The following is a 13,167-nucleotide window of genomic DNA, read 5'->3' on the forward strand; positions in this document are numbered from 1 at the left end:
ATTTTGATCATTCACAATAACATAATACGCACTACCTCAGGATCCCAGCATCAATCGATCCGACATGCGTCTTGCCGCAAAACGCCATCGACAAATCTAACTCATTACGAATGATGTTGAGCGCCAGTGTGACGCCCTCCTCCCCCTGCGCCCCTAATCCATACAGCATGCTGCGCCCGATATAGGTTCCTTTTGCGCCGAGCGCAATCGCCTTGAGCACATCCTGTCCGGAACGTATCCCGCCGTCGAAATGCACTTCAATGCGATCGCCTACCGCTGCGACAATCTCCGGCAATACGGTAATTGATGACGACACGCCATCCAGCTGACGCCCGCCGTGATTGGAGACGATCAGCGCATCCGCGCCCGCCTCAACCGCCAGACGCGCATCTTCTGCATCCATAATGCCTTTCACGACAAGCTTGCCGCCCCAGCGCTGCTTTATCCACGCAATATCCTGCCAGGAGAGCCGCGGGTCGAACTGCTGGGCCGTCCACTCTACCATCGCGTCGATATTATCAACCCCGCTGGCGTGGCCAATAATATTACCGAAGTTACGGTGGCGAGTGGCAAGCATATTGCGACACCAACGCGGTTTGCCGGCAATATTAAGCAGGTTGCGCAGCGTCATTTTTGGCGGCGTCGACAGGCCATTTTTGATGTCTTTATGGCGCTGACCAAACACCTGCAAGTCCATGGTGACGACCAACGCGCTGCAATTTGCGGCTTTTGCCCGGTCGATAAGGTTCGCGACGAACTGGCGATCGCGCATGACGTAAAGCTGGAACCAGAATGGATGGTAATCCGTCGCCTGCGCTACCGCTTCAATCGAACAAATACTCATCGTGGAGAGCGTAAAAGGAATGCCAAACTTTTTTGCTGCCCGCGCCGCAAGGATTTCACCGTCAGGATGGATCATGCCGGTTAAGCCGGTGGGCGCAATGGCCACCGGCATCGTAACGGCCTGATCGAGCATCACGCTGGCGGTGCTGCGCCCGGCAATATCGACAGCCACGCGCTGGCGAAACTCAAGGCGTTGTAAATCGGCTTCGTTGGCGCGATAGCTATATTCGGTCCATGAGCCTGCATCCACATAATCGTAAAACATTTTTGGCACCCGCTTACGTGCTAGCTGCCGTAACTCTTCAATGCAGGTTATGGTCATATCCGTTACCCAATAAATTACGATTTAACGTAATCGGTATAGGCGTTCTGCAACGCTATGTGATCGGCAATATATTTAGCGTCGTGCCATACGCCGTAAATAAACGACGAGGCGCGGTTGACCAGGTTCGGCAGGCCGATGAAATAGATGCCCCGCTCGGCGGAAATACCGCGCTTATGAAACGGCACCCCTTTCTCGTCAAATGCGTCAACCTGCAGCCAGCTGAAATCAAATTTAAAGCCGGTAGCCCAGATAATGGTCGTAATGCCCGCTGCGGCAATATCCAGCTGAGTCAGCGGATTGAGCAGGCACGCCGGATCGGGCAACAGCTCCCAGGCCTGCGGCTCCGGCGGCAGATCCAGCCCGTTGCGTTCAATGTAGGCGTCGGCATCGCGTAGTACGTCGAAATAAGCTTTATCGCCCTCGGCGATATTCTCAGCCAGACCTTCGGCGAAGTGCAGTACGCCGTTATCCCAGCTTTTGGTAATGCCGACAAGCGTAATGCCCATATGCGCCAGCCGGCGGAAATCCACCGTTTTGCCGCCTTCATAGCCGCTCACCGCAAAGGCCACGTGCTCTCTCTTTGGCTTGATTTTTACTTCATCCCACAGGCCAAGCGCGCCGAGCCACCAGCAGTAATCACGGTCGCGATAAGCGCGCGGCGGACGGTAATGTTCCCCGACCGACAGATAAACCTCGCGCCCCGCTTTACGCAACTCTTCGGCGATTTGCGTACCGGATGCCCCTGCCCCCACCACCATCACGCCCCCTGCGGGCAGCTGCTGCGGGTTTTTATAAACCGAGGAGTGGATCTGCTGCACCCCGGCGCTCTCCGGCACAATCTGCGGGAATGACGGCTTCTGGAAGGGGCCCGTGGCGGCAACCACGTTGTCGGCTTCGAATTCACCGGCTGACGTCACTACTCTGAACCCGCTGCGCCCTGTCAGGCGCGCCACCTGATAGACCTCTACGCCGGTGCGTACGGGGGCCTCAAGCATCTTCACATAATCTTCAAAGTACTGCGCCATACGCTCTTTCGCCGGAAAGGCTTCTTGGGAGATATTGTCGAATTTAAGCGACGGGAAGCGGTCGTGCCAGGCAGGTCCGTTCGCCACCAGCGAATCCCAGCGCTCGGAGCGCCAGCGTTCAGCGATGCGGCTGCGCTCAAGGACAACGTGCGGCACGCCCATCAGCGCCAGATGTTCACTCATGGCAATCCCGGCCTGACCGGCACCAACAATCACGGTATTAATTTTTTCTACTGACATAATAGATCCCTAAAAATTTAAATTTTATTAATGACTGGCGTCAACATTTAATACTTTGCCAAGCCCTAAAAACTTATTAGCAATAATTAACATCGTGGCGGTGACGGTAATATAAATAACTGACAGGGCCGCCAGCGTCGGGTCGGCGAATTCACGCACATAGTTATACATCGCCACCGGTAAGGTCTGCGTCGCCTGGGTGGTAATAAACAGCGATGCGGTAAATTCATTAAAGGAAAGAATGGCGGCAAACAGCCAGCCACCGAACAGCCCTGGCAAAATCAGCGGCACGGTGATGGTCAATACGACGCGCAGCGGCGATGCGCCAAGGCTTGCCGCCGCCAGCTCAATCCGCTGTTCGAGGTTTTTTAGCGACACGTACACGCTGCGCAGCACAAACGGCAGCACCAGCACGACGTGGCAGAAAATCACCAGCGGATAGCCGCGTCCCAGGTTGAGCTGCGACACCAGCATCAGCAGGCCCAGACCAATAGTGAAATGCGGGATAAACAGGGGCGAAAGCAGAATACCTTCCAGCACCTGCTTGCACGGAAATGAATAGCGCTCAATGGCAATTGCCAGCGCAGCGCCCACGATCACTGCCAGCGACGATGCCCATGCGGTGACAATCAGTCCGGACCAGAAGCCGTGACGAAAATCATCGTAACTCACCGCCCTTTCGAACCAGCGCAGCGACCAGCCTTTCGGCGGGAAGAACAGCACCGGGGTGCTGCTAAACGCGGAGATAAACACCACGATGGTCGGCAGCAGCACAAAGATAAGAATAGCGGCGACCAGCAGGCGGCCCGTCAGCGTCATCAGTTTGTCGTTCATCGAACGGGTCATATTAGTGCTCTCCCATCGCGTGCAGGAATCGGGTCATGCGTTTCAGCGCCATTAGTAACAGGATGGTCAGGATCAAACCGGCAATGCTTAACGCGGCGGCAAACGGGAAGTTCATCGACGAGAAGCCCAGCTGATAGACCAGGGTCGCCACGGTGCTAACGCGTCCGCCGCCAATCAGTTGCGGCGTAGCGAAGGCGCTAAAGGTCCAGGCGAACGCGGTGGTCAGGCTGGAGACAATGCCGGGGATCGAGAGCGGAATGGTCACTGTCAGCAAGGTGCGGAGCGGGCCTGCACCGAGGCTGGTGGCGGCTTTCTCATAATCGGGGTTAATGTGCGACAGTGCGGTGGCCAGCATCAGCACCATGATCGGCATAGTGACGTGCACCAGCGCCACCACCACGCCAGTTTGCGTAAACATAAACTGAATGGGTGTTGAGATGACGCCCATCGCCAGCAACAGGCTATTCAGGAAGCCACTGTTGCCCAACACGATGATCCATGAATAGGTGCGCACCACTTCGCCAAGAAACAGCGGCGTAATCGCGATAATCAGAATGGTGGATTTGATCCACGTAGTGCGGGTGCGCACCAGTGCGTACGCCAGCGGATAACTCATCAGCAGGCCAAAAATGGCGGTTTTGGCGCTAAGCATGACCGTGTTGATAAAGGCATCGGCATAGATGCTTTTAAACAGGCCGTTAAAGTTCGCCAGCGTAAATCCGCCCACGTCGAGCGAACCGGGAATATAGGCGCGCACGCTATACTGCATCACCGCGAACATCGCGATAACCAGCCCAAACGCGGTCAGCGTGGCGGGAATAATGAACCAGGGTAAAAATGTCGGTTTTCTCGTCATAGACGTTGCTGCCTGAGTAGTGTGTTGCCGGTAGAAACGGGGCGGCCCGCAAGCCGCCAGGTCAATCAATGAGACATGATGTTTTCAGAGAACCACTGACGCCACTCTGCGGTCTTCTCGGCGCGCAGCTGCGGATCGGTATTAATGGTGGCGTTCCACTGCTCAGGCGTGGTCAACATGCCTGGCAGCTTCGCCAGTTCGGGGGCAATATGGGCGTTCGTCACCGTTGGGCTACCGTGATAAATCTTCGCCACCTGCTGCTGGATCTCCGGCTTCAGGGCGATATTGATGAACTTGTACGCGAGGTCGGCCTTGCGGGTGCCTTTGTTAATACCAATGGTATCGACGCCCAGAACCGCGCCCTCTTTCGGCATCACCAGCTTGATGTTCACCCCTTCGGCAATCATGTGGTAGGCATTCATTGACAGCATCACCTGCACGGGCGTTTCGCCGGTGGAGATCAGCTGCTGGCTATTGGCGTCGTCGGTATAGAAGGATTTGATGTTCGGGATAAGCGCTTTCAGCTTCGCCTGGCCCTGCTCCCAGTGCGCCGCATCGGTGCCGGAGAGTTTGGCGGAAACCGCAATGATATGGCTCGGATCCCAGTCAGGCAGCGCCAGCGTCCCTTTCAGCTCAGGCTTCCACAGATCGTTCCAGCTCTCAAAGGTTTCGCCCTTCGCCACCATGTCTGGACGATAGCCGATAGTGTAAACGTAGCCCCACACGCCGAGGTGATAAGGGCTGACTTTCGCCTGCTCCACCAGGTTAGCCGCGTTGGGGATTTTACTCATATCGAGTTTTTCAAACAGGCCGGAGTTGGCGTAGAGATAGCCCACATGCGCCGTTGTAAAGGTCACGTCCGTTTCCGGCGAGCCGCCCGCCAGTTTGGCTTTGTTCAGACGATCGATGGTGCCGCCCGTGACAAACTGCACTTCCACGCCAGTCTCTTTGGTAAATTCTTTGGCGATGGTCTCATCAATCAGATCTTTAAAACCGCCGCCCCACGTGCTGACAATCAGCTTATCAGCGGCCATCGCATGACCTGCGGTCAACACGCTCGTGGTCAACAACGTTAAGGCACAAATCTTACGCAACATATTCTCATCCCCAATGCATGAAATGGCTGTTGTAGCAATCTGAAACCCGGCGCGCCAACGCGGTGCGAACGGTGTTCCCTGGTGTGAAATCACTATGCCGTTGCGAGCCGACTCGGTAAAACAGCCTTTTCCTCGTCTTTGCGTCAGGATTTCTGACGCAAAAAAAATGACCCTCTTTTGGCATGAGAAATGCAAGAAACCTGCACTATTAGAATGACTGTCGCCACATGAGGGCGTCAGCGATCTCAGGAGAACCTGCATGCTCAGTCGCATCACCCAGCGTCAGCTGGAATATTTTGTCGCCTCCGGAGAGGCTGGCAGCATCATCGGCGCATCGGAACGTATCCACGTTTCCTCCCCGTCGATCTCTGCCGCGATCACCCACATTGAATCTGAACTGGGCGTCCAGCTGTTCGTGCGGCATCACGCGCAGGGCGTGTCGCTGACCGCCATCGGTCATCAGGTACTGAAGGAGGCCAAGCTCATTCTGGAACAGATGGTGAACCTCTATACCATTGCGTCGGAATCCATGAACAATGTGCGCGGTCCGCTGCGTGTGGGCTGTCTGGATACGCTAGCACCCATGCTGACGCCGGAACTGGTGTTCGGCTTTGGCCGCGCGTTTCCGGGGGTGCGCATTACGCTCGTGGAAGGCCACCATGAGCAGCTGCTGAAACAGCTGCGCACTGCCGATATCGACATCGCCCTGACTTACGATTTAGTCCCGGCTAACGACATCGCATTCACCTCGCTGGCACAGCTGCCGCCGTATGTGATGGTGGGTGAACATCATCCGCTGGCGACGCAATCAGCGGTGACTATTCAGGATCTGGCGACAATGCCGATGGTGCTGCTGGATATGCCGTGGAGCCGCGAATATTTCCTCGGGCTGTTTAGCGAGGCGGGCGTCACGCCGAACGTGGTCATGCGCTCCGGCAACATGGAGGTGGTGCGCGCCATGGTGGCCAACGGCGTGGGGTTTGGTATCGCTAACGTGCGGCCGAAAGCGCATCTCTCCCAGGATGGCAAACGCCTGATACGCGTGCGGCTGGCGGGGGTGAACAGGCCGATGCAGCTGGGTTACGCCACCGTGGCCCACACCCAGCACTCTATGGTGGTGAACGCTTTCGCCGAGCGCTGCCGCATGTTTATCTCCGACCAGTACATCCCCGGTATGGCAGCGCCCAGCTATTTCGACCCGCAGGTGGTGCGGGTAGCGTGACGCCCTCACCTCTCGTCCCGGCGCGGTTATGAATGTTAGTACCCGCGCGCGGGGAACACCTGATTGGTGACCGGTTCGCCGCGTGCGGCGCGCTGGATATTCTCTGCAACCTGCTGCGCGGCGCTGGCGGGAATGGCGACAGACGCCAGATGCGGCGTGATCAGCACATTTTCCATGCGCCACAGCGGATCGCCCGGCGGCAGCGGTTCACGATCAAATACATCCAGCGTGGCTTCCGCAATCCGCCCGGTACGTAACGCCTCCGTCAGCGCCGCCTGGTCGACAATTGCCCCGCGCGATACATTGATGAACGCCGCGCCTGCCGGCAGGCACGCCAGCCGTTCTGCGCTAAGCAGACCAGCCGTATGCGGCGTGAGGGGCAGCATGACTACAAGGATGTCGCTCTGGCTGAGAAAGTCATTCAATGATTCCAGTCCACTGCTACAGCGAACCCCCGCAATCGCTTTTTGCGAACGCGACCAGCCGCGCACGTCGAAACCCTGTCGCACCAGCTCCTGCGCCGCATACCCGCCCAACTCCCCTAACCCCAGCACGCCGACACAGATGCTGGAGGGCGTGCGCGGATGCAAATAGTGCCAGCGCTGTTCATGCTGCGCACGCTCGAACGCCGGAATATCCCGGGCGTAGCGCAGCACCGCAAAAAGCACATAACCGGCCATCATGCGCGCCATATCAGGGTCGGACAGGCGAATGATCGGGATATCCGGCAGATCGTCACGCCCAACCAGAGAGTCGACGCCCGCGCCGAGATTGACCAGCAGCCTGAGATTGCGGTATGGCGTAAAGAAACCACGCGGCGGTTGCCATGCCAGCGCATAGTGTACCTCATCAGGATTTTGCACCGTTTCGGCGCGGCAAATCGTCACGCCGGGCAAATAGGGTGCAAGTAAAGCTGACCACTCGTCGAAGCTGTCGAATTCGCTGTAAAACACAAGGGTGCTCATGCGACGCGCGCCTCCATCAGGTTGACCACCGCATCAATCGCCAGCTCGTACCCCATCGCGCCCAACCCGGCGATCACGCCGGTTGCCGCTTTCGACACCATGGAGTGATGACGGAACGGCTCTCGCTTCCAGATGTTGCTCATATGCGCTTCGATGATCGGGCCGTCAAACATCAGCAGCGCATCAAGGATCGGCACGGACGTGTAGGTCAACCCCGCCGCGTTGATAATCAATCCCGCCGCGTTCTGTCGCGCTTCCTGAATCCAGTCAACCAGCACGCCTTCATGGTTGCTCTGGCGAAAATGCACTATCACCCCGTGCGATTCGGCGCGACGCTGACAGCGTTCGCCGATGCTGACAAAACTTTCGCTGCCGTAGGTGCCGTTTTTATCCAGCCCGTACAAATTGGCGTTCGGCCCGTTGAGAAAATAGATCTGCTGTGACATGCAAGCTCCTGATTAAACGTGCGGACGCGTAGCGACCATGGCCGGATGCGCATCGAAAACGGCGAACCATGCGGCGGTCAGTGGGTAGCCGTTGCGCCAGTTGAGTTCGGCGAAGCGGAAATCGAGATAACCCAGCGCGCAACCGATGGCAATCAGCCCGATATCGTGGGGGCGATCGCTAAAACCGCTGGCCTGACGCTCTATTTCCGCCAGGGCGGCGGCGACTTTTTTCAGCTGCGCGTCGGCCCAGCTCTGCCACTGTTTCTCGGGCGGGCGGGCGCTGAATTCATAGCGCGCCAGCAACGCGGCATCGATAATGCCATCGCCCAACGCCTGATGCGCAAGGCTCTGCCAGCGCGCATCACCCCCTTGCGGGAATAAACCGCCCTGTGCGCGTGCGTTGAGGTATTCGCAAATGACCCGGCTGTCATAGAGGCAGATCCCGCTTTCGGTACGTAGCGCCGGGACTTTAGCCAGCGGATTGAACGCGGCGATACGCTCGTCGCGCTCAACGGGATGCGCAGCGGAATCCAGCCGGTGTATCTCCTCAGCAAGACCCAATACCGTCGCGCACACCATCACTTTACGGACGTAGGCGGAGGTAGCGGCGAAATAGAGTTGCATCATGACGCCACCGCCAGCAGCACTTTGCCGATGTTGGCATTGGCCTCCAAAATGCAATGCGCGTCTGCGGCCTGCGCTAACGGCACGGTTTGATAAACCACTGGCGCGATTTTGCCAGCGGCGATGAGCGGCAGGAGATGTTTGCTGATGCATTGCGCCAGCCGCGCTTTCTCGGCGGCGCTCTTCGGACGGAGGGTTGAGGAGGTCAGGATCAGCCCTTTCCGCATCACCTGTTGCAGGTCGAGTTCAATCTTCGCACCCTGCATAAACGACAGGCTGACATGACGTCCGCCCGAGGCTAACACGCTCAGGTTACGCGCAACGTAATCGCCGCCCACGTTATCCAGCACCACATCCACGCCGCGCCCCTGAGTTTCCTCGAGGATAACCGCGACGAAATCTTCGCTGTGGCGATCAATGGCGCGCCAGACGCCGAGCCGTCGCAGCGCAGCTATCTTTTCAGCGCCGCCTGCCGTCGCCACGACCCGCGCCCCGCACGCCTGTGCGCACTGAATGGCAAACGTCCCCACGCCGCTGGCCGCCCCATGGATCAGCACGGTTTCGCCGGGCTGCAAACGGCCCAGTTCAAACAGGTTATGCCATACGGTAAAGGCTGCTTCCGGCACGCCTGCCGCCTGGGCGAGAGGCAGGTTTTCCGGCACGGGTAAGCAGAGTTCGGCGCGTGCCACGCAATACCCGGCATAGCCGCCGCCGTTGAGCAGCGCCATGACCGGCGCACCAGGCGTGAGAGAGTCAACGCCTGCGCCCAACGCTGCAACGGTGCCGGAGACTTCCAGCCCCAGTACATCGGTGACGCCCGGCGGTAACGGCATGCCGTTGCGCTGTAAGATATCGGGACGGTTCACGCCCGCACTGGCGACACGAATCAATACTTCGCCCGGGCCAGGCTGCGGCACGTTGCGCTCTACCTGGGTTAACACCTCAGGGCCGCCCGGCTGGCGGGCAATGATGGCGTTCATCATTTCAGGTATCATCATCCCTGTTTCGCCGCGCTAAACGCACATACGCCTTCATCATCAACGCTCACGCCCACCAGGATGCCGATGGGCCAGCGCGTCAGTGAATTCAACCCGGACTGGCGCGCAAACAGCGAGGCGCTGCCAAGCGCCGGGACATCGAGATGCACATCCACATGATCGCCCTGAAAGACATGGGCGATCACCGTGGCGCTGAACAGCGAATGCGGGCCAAGCGGTGCCAGCTGCAGGTTTTCCGGACGCACGTAGACATCAAGGCGTTCGCCTATCGTGGCGTGCACGCGTTCCGCCGGCAGGCGCAGCGTATTGCCGCCTAACTCCAGCATCGCCGCGCCGTCACGCCCGACATAGCGCCCCGGCAGAATATTCACATCGCCCACAAAACCGGCGACAAACGGATCCTGCGGACGACGATAGATCTCATCCGGCGTGCCAATCTGGCGCACATGGCCTGCCGACATCACCACCACGCGGTCGCTCATGCTCAGCGCTTCACCCTGATCGTGCGTCACAAACACCGTGGTGACGCCAAGTTTGCGTTGAATCGCCTTCAGCTCAACCTGCATCGACAGACGCAGGTTTTTATCCAGCGCCGAGAATGGCTCATCTAGCAGCAATACTTTGGGGCGGATGACCAGCGCTCGCGCCAGCGCCACACGCTGCTGCTGGCCGCCTGAGAGTTCACGCGGCTTCCGGTGGCCATAACCTGCCAGCTTTACTAGCGCCAGCGCCTGCTCAACGCGCTCGGCGATTTCAGCTTTTGGCACGCCGCGCATACGCAGGCCGTAGCCGACATTTTTCTCCACCGTCATATGCGGGAACAGGGCGTAGTTCTGAAACACAATGCCGATTTCACGCTGGTACGGTGGGATCTCAGTAACCAGATCGCCATCAATAAAGATTTCGCCGCCATCCGCCTCGGCGAAACCCGCCATCAGATTCAGCAGCGTAGTTTTGCCGCAGCCGGAGGGGCCGAGCAGCGTAATAAATTCCCCTTCTTCTATCGTCAGGGAAATTTTGTGTAGGGCGATGGCGTCGCCAAAGCGTTTCAGTACGCCGTCAAGCTGTACGGCGATATGGGTTTTATTGGTGACGGGATGCAGCGTTTCGGGCTGCGGGAATGTGGTGACTTCTGCACTTACCATGGTCTCTCCAGAAACGGGCTATCAAATACGTGTCACCAGCATACGGGTTAAGCGCGCATCACGCGGTTAGTGCTTCCTGAAGCTGGCGTTTGGAAAAGGTAAAGCAGAGAAAAGGTGACAACGTCACCTTTTTAGGCACATCCATGCGGCAAGACGCCGCAGCATGGCATCGCAGGCGGTTAGCTGTTCAACAGTGATAAACTCATCGGGCTTATGGCCCTGCGCCATACTACCTGGCCCGCAGATCACGCTGGGGATGCCAGCCTGATGGAACAGTCCGCCTTCCGTACCGAATGCTACGGTGCCGAAGGCGTCAGAACCGGTGAGATGAGCAATCAGCCGCGCGGCGGCGCTGTGCGCTGCGGTATCCAAACCGGGATAGCCGCTGATGGGATAAAAGCGGATGGAGGTGTCGGCATTCACGGCGTGCATGTGCGGCAGCAGTTCCCGCTGCGCGTAACCTTCCAGCTCCTGCACCACCTGCTGGGCGTCGTCCTGCGGCAACGTACGCACTTCGAAGTCAAAGGTACAGTCGGCAGGCACGATATTTAGCGCCCGTCCGCCCTGAATCACGCCGGTTTGCACCGTAGTAAATGGCGGATCGAAACGCGGATCCTGACGTTCCGGCGCGGCTAGCCGCTGGCCTATCACCGTAAGGCGGTGAATCAGCTTTGCGGCGTATTCAATGGCATTGACCCCCTGCGGCGCATAGGCCGAATGGCAGGCCGCGCCCTGCACTTCGCAACGAACCCCAAGCTTGCCTTTGTGGCCGAGCACCGGCTGTAGTTCGGTGGGTTCGCCAATGAGGCAGATGTCGGGCTTGTCCGGGCGGCTCGCCAGCGCATCCAGCAAGGTGCGCACGCCCAGGCATCCGACCTCCTCATCATAGGAGATCGCCAGATGCAGCGGTTGTGCCAGCGGCTGTGTAAGAAAATGCGGCACCGCCGCCAGCATGCAGGCGATAAAGCCTTTCATGTCCGCCGTGCCGCGGCCATACAGCTTGCCGTCTCGCTCAGTCAGCGCAAATGGCGGGACGCTCCAGTTCTGCCCGTCCACCGGCACCACATCGCTGTGGCCGGAGAGCATCACGCCACCGCTGCCTGCCGGGCCAAGCCGCGCATAGAGATTGGCTTTGCTGCGCTCGGCATTATGAATCAGCTCACAGTGGACGCCGAGATCGGTTAAGTAGCGCCAGACAAAGTCGATCAGCGCCAAGTTGGATTCGCGGCTGGTGGTGTCAAACGCCACCAGCCGCTCCAGCAGTTTGCGACTGGTTATCATCGCCTCTCCTTGCATTATTCGTCGCCCGGCACGCCGTAGCCAGGCGCGCTGCGGGGATCGAGCGCGCGGGTTATATAATCCTGCATCTGCGGCTTATACGCCTGCCAGAGCTGATTGAGCTCCTCTATGGGATCGCCGTCCGTCCAGTCGACACGTAGATCGACAACCGGCCAGACGGGCGCATCCACAATCGACATTGCCGCTGAATGCACGGGCCCTGCCTCTCCGCCTGCTTTCATACCCGCCTGCATCGCGGCGATGAGCCTGTCGGCAAGATCGCCTGAGCGTTGTTCGAAGGCGTTGACCATCGTGATAATGACCTCCGAACTCGCCAGCAGATTGCCCGCCGCCACGCAGTTTTCGCCGCTCAGTGCGTTGTTAACACCGAGCGTCTTTTCGCCGCTGTAAAACGCGCTTTTTCCCTTGGTCGTCAGCACCGTAACCTGCCGATAGATGGCGTAGTCATCGGTGCCGAGCCCGGCTTTTAGCGCGGTGTCGACAGCATCGCCCTGCTCCAGCCTGTCAAGAATGCGCGGGCCGAGCGCCGGCAACGTGATGTTTTGGGTTGATACCGCGCCGACCTGGCTGCGCAGCCAGGGGCAACGCGCGCCCACCGCGATGCTGGATGAGCTGATGGCGATGCCCATCTGGCCGGTTTGCGCGCAGCGGCCAATAATCGATAAGGTCATGATCTATGCTCCCGCCTGCGGCTGCCAGTCGTCCGGGATCACGGCGATGACATCAATCTCCATCAGCCACTGTGGCTGACCCAAACCGGAAATAACCAGCCCGGTAGAGATGGGAAATACGCCTTTCAGCCATTTGCCGACAACCTGATAGACCGGCTCGCGATAGCGGGGGTCGATGATATAGGTGGTGGTTTTAACGATGTGCGACAGATCGCTGCCCGCTTCTTCCAGCAGCTGTTTCACGTTCTTCATCGCCTGTTCGGCCTGCGCGGCCGGATCGCCAAGCCCCACCAGATTGCCGTCGAAGTCGGTACCAATCTGACCGCGAACGTAAACGGTATTGCCTGCGCGAACGGCCTGACAAAGATCGTTGTCCAGCGACTGGTTCGGGTAGGTCTCTTTCGTATTGAATTTGCGAATGCGGGTATGTGTGCTCATGTTTACCTGCTGAGAAAAGGGATTCCCAGCAAGGTATACATTCTCAGGCGTTACAAACAAAACAGCATAATCCGAGGCGTTAGTTTAGAAAATCCGGGTTGACCGAATCACGTAAACGGCTTATCTG

Annotated in this window: 14 protein-coding genes; 1 reads left to right on the forward strand and 13 read right to left on the reverse strand. The window is 58.4% G+C overall.

Annotated features, from left to right (window positions below; translation table 11 throughout):
• Nucleotides 1-31: 31 nt before the first annotated feature.
• The 5 genes from FN633_RS11030 to FN633_RS11050 form a co-directional block, all read right to left on the reverse strand.
• Nucleotides 32-1,165 (reverse strand): alpha-hydroxy acid oxidase, encoded by a 1,134-nt coding sequence (locus FN633_RS11030; protein ID WP_154057749.1) that lies wholly within the window; start codon nucleotides 1,163-1,165, stop codon nucleotides 32-34.
• A gap of 17 nt (nucleotides 1,166-1,182) precedes the next feature.
• Entirely contained in the window at nucleotides 1,183-2,433 is a 1,251-nt protein-coding gene (locus FN633_RS11035; protein ID WP_154057750.1) for a flavin-containing monooxygenase, read from the reverse strand.
• A 27-nt stretch (nucleotides 2,434-2,460) separates the two neighbouring features.
• Nucleotides 2,461-3,279 (reverse strand): ABC transporter permease, encoded by an 819-nt coding sequence (locus FN633_RS11040; RefSeq protein ID WP_154057751.1) that lies wholly within the window; start codon nucleotides 3,277-3,279, stop codon nucleotides 2,461-2,463.
• Nucleotide 3,280: 1 nt separating this feature from the next.
• Nucleotides 3,281-4,135, reverse strand: coding sequence for an ABC transporter permease (locus FN633_RS11045; protein ID WP_103821029.1), 855 nt, complete (start codon nucleotides 4,133-4,135; stop codon nucleotides 3,281-3,283).
• 65 nt (nucleotides 4,136-4,200) lie between these two features.
• Nucleotides 4,201-5,232, reverse strand: coding sequence for an ABC transporter substrate-binding protein (locus FN633_RS11050; RefSeq protein WP_154057752.1), 1,032 nt, complete (start codon nucleotides 5,230-5,232; stop codon nucleotides 4,201-4,203).
• Nucleotides 5,233-5,491: 259 nt separating this feature from the next.
• On the opposite strand from FN633_RS11050, the gene FN633_RS11055 reads away from it, so the two are divergent.
• Nucleotides 5,492-6,454: a LysR family transcriptional regulator gene (locus FN633_RS11055; RefSeq protein ID WP_042391115.1), complete on the forward strand. Its 963-nt coding sequence runs from the start codon at nucleotides 5,492-5,494 to the stop codon at nucleotides 6,452-6,454.
• Nucleotides 6,455-6,489: 35 nt separating this feature from the next.
• On the opposite strand, the gene FN633_RS11060 is transcribed toward FN633_RS11055, so the two are convergent.
• The 8 genes from FN633_RS11060 to FN633_RS11095 form a co-directional block, all read right to left on the reverse strand.
• The gene (locus tag FN633_RS11060; RefSeq protein WP_243731501.1) at nucleotides 6,490-7,419 is read right to left on the reverse strand and encodes a 2-hydroxyacid dehydrogenase; all 930 of its coding nucleotides are present in this window, start codon (nucleotides 7,417-7,419) and stop codon (nucleotides 6,490-6,492) included.
• The gene (locus FN633_RS11065; RefSeq protein ID WP_154057753.1) at nucleotides 7,416-7,865 is read right to left on the reverse strand and encodes a type II 3-dehydroquinate dehydratase; all 450 of its coding nucleotides are present in this window, start codon (nucleotides 7,863-7,865) and stop codon (nucleotides 7,416-7,418) included. The genes FN633_RS11060 and FN633_RS11065 overlap by 4 nt, the downstream gene beginning before the upstream one ends.
• Before the next feature lie 12 nt (nucleotides 7,866-7,877).
• Nucleotides 7,878-8,492: a glutathione S-transferase gene (locus FN633_RS11070; protein ID WP_154057754.1), complete on the reverse strand. Its 615-nt coding sequence runs from the start codon at nucleotides 8,490-8,492 to the stop codon at nucleotides 7,878-7,880.
• Nucleotides 8,489-9,487: an NAD(P)H-quinone oxidoreductase gene (locus FN633_RS11075; protein ID WP_425049150.1), complete on the reverse strand. Its 999-nt coding sequence runs from the start codon at nucleotides 9,485-9,487 to the stop codon at nucleotides 8,489-8,491. Before FN633_RS11075 ends, FN633_RS11070 begins: the two co-directional genes overlap by 4 nt.
• Nucleotides 9,484-10,632: an ABC transporter ATP-binding protein gene (locus FN633_RS11080; RefSeq protein ID WP_154057755.1), complete on the reverse strand. Its 1,149-nt coding sequence runs from the start codon at nucleotides 10,630-10,632 to the stop codon at nucleotides 9,484-9,486. The genes FN633_RS11075 and FN633_RS11080 overlap by 4 nt, the downstream gene beginning before the upstream one ends.
• A 123-nt stretch (nucleotides 10,633-10,755) precedes the next feature.
• Nucleotides 10,756-11,913, reverse strand: a complete 1,158-nt coding sequence (argE, locus tag FN633_RS11085; RefSeq protein ID WP_154057756.1) for an acetylornithine deacetylase — start codon at nucleotides 11,911-11,913, stop codon at nucleotides 10,756-10,758.
• A gap of 14 nt (nucleotides 11,914-11,927) precedes the next feature.
• The gene (locus FN633_RS11090) at nucleotides 11,928-12,602 is read right to left on the reverse strand and encodes a DUF1028 domain-containing protein (RefSeq protein WP_154057757.1); all 675 of its coding nucleotides are present in this window, start codon (nucleotides 12,600-12,602) and stop codon (nucleotides 11,928-11,930) included.
• A gap of 3 nt (nucleotides 12,603-12,605) precedes the next feature.
• A complete protein-coding gene (locus FN633_RS11095; protein WP_042391122.1) occupies nucleotides 12,606-13,040 on the reverse strand; it encodes a RidA family protein in 435 nt (144 codons plus the stop codon).
• Nucleotides 13,041-13,167: the final 127 nt, after the last annotated feature.

The organism is Pseudescherichia vulneris (assembly GCF_902164725.1).
Taxonomy (GTDB): Bacteria; Pseudomonadota; Gammaproteobacteria; order Enterobacterales; family Enterobacteriaceae; genus Pseudescherichia; species Pseudescherichia vulneris.

Bases quoted from the DNA above. Each gene is read 5' to 3' on its own strand.
- FN633_RS11040 (WP_154057751.1), bottom strand. From the start codon at position 3,279: ATGACCCGTTCGATGAACGACAAACTGATGACGCTGACGGGCCGCCTG.
- FN633_RS11045 (WP_103821029.1), bottom strand. From the start codon at position 4,135: ATGACGAGAAAACCGACATTTTTACCCTGGTTCATTATTCCCGCCACG.
- FN633_RS11055 (WP_042391115.1), top strand. From the start codon at position 5,492: ATGCTCAGTCGCATCACCCAGCGTCAGCTGGAATATTTTGTCGCCTCC.
- FN633_RS11075 (WP_425049150.1), bottom strand. From the start codon at position 9,487: ATGATGATACCTGAAATGATGAACGCCATCATTGCCCGCCAGCCGGGC.
- FN633_RS11090 (WP_154057757.1), bottom strand. From the start codon at position 12,602: ATGACCTTATCGATTATTGGCCGCTGCGCGCAAACCGGCCAGATGGGC.
- FN633_RS11030 (WP_154057749.1), bottom strand. From the start codon at position 1,165: ATGACCATAACCTGCATTGAAGAGTTACGGCAGCTAGCACGTAAGCGG.
- FN633_RS11035 (WP_154057750.1), bottom strand. From the start codon at position 2,433: ATGTCAGTAGAAAAAATTAATACCGTGATTGTTGGTGCCGGTCAGGCC.
- FN633_RS11080 (WP_154057755.1), bottom strand. From the start codon at position 10,632: ATGGTAAGTGCAGAAGTCACCACATTCCCGCAGCCCGAAACGCTGCAT.
- FN633_RS11065 (WP_154057753.1), bottom strand. From the start codon at position 7,865: ATGTCACAGCAGATCTATTTTCTCAACGGGCCGAACGCCAATTTGTAC.
- FN633_RS11060 (WP_243731501.1), bottom strand. From the start codon at position 7,419: ATGAGCACCCTTGTGTTTTACAGCGAATTCGACAGCTTCGACGAGTGG.
- FN633_RS11070 (WP_154057754.1), bottom strand. From the start codon at position 8,492: ATGATGCAACTCTATTTCGCCGCTACCTCCGCCTACGTCCGTAAAGTG.
- argE (WP_154057756.1), bottom strand. From the start codon at position 11,913: ATGATAACCAGTCGCAAACTGCTGGAGCGGCTGGTGGCGTTTGACACC.
- FN633_RS11095 (WP_042391122.1), bottom strand. From the start codon at position 13,040: ATGAGCACACATACCCGCATTCGCAAATTCAATACGAAAGAGACCTAC.
- FN633_RS11050 (WP_154057752.1), bottom strand. From the start codon at position 5,232: ATGTTGCGTAAGATTTGTGCCTTAACGTTGTTGACCACGAGCGTGTTG.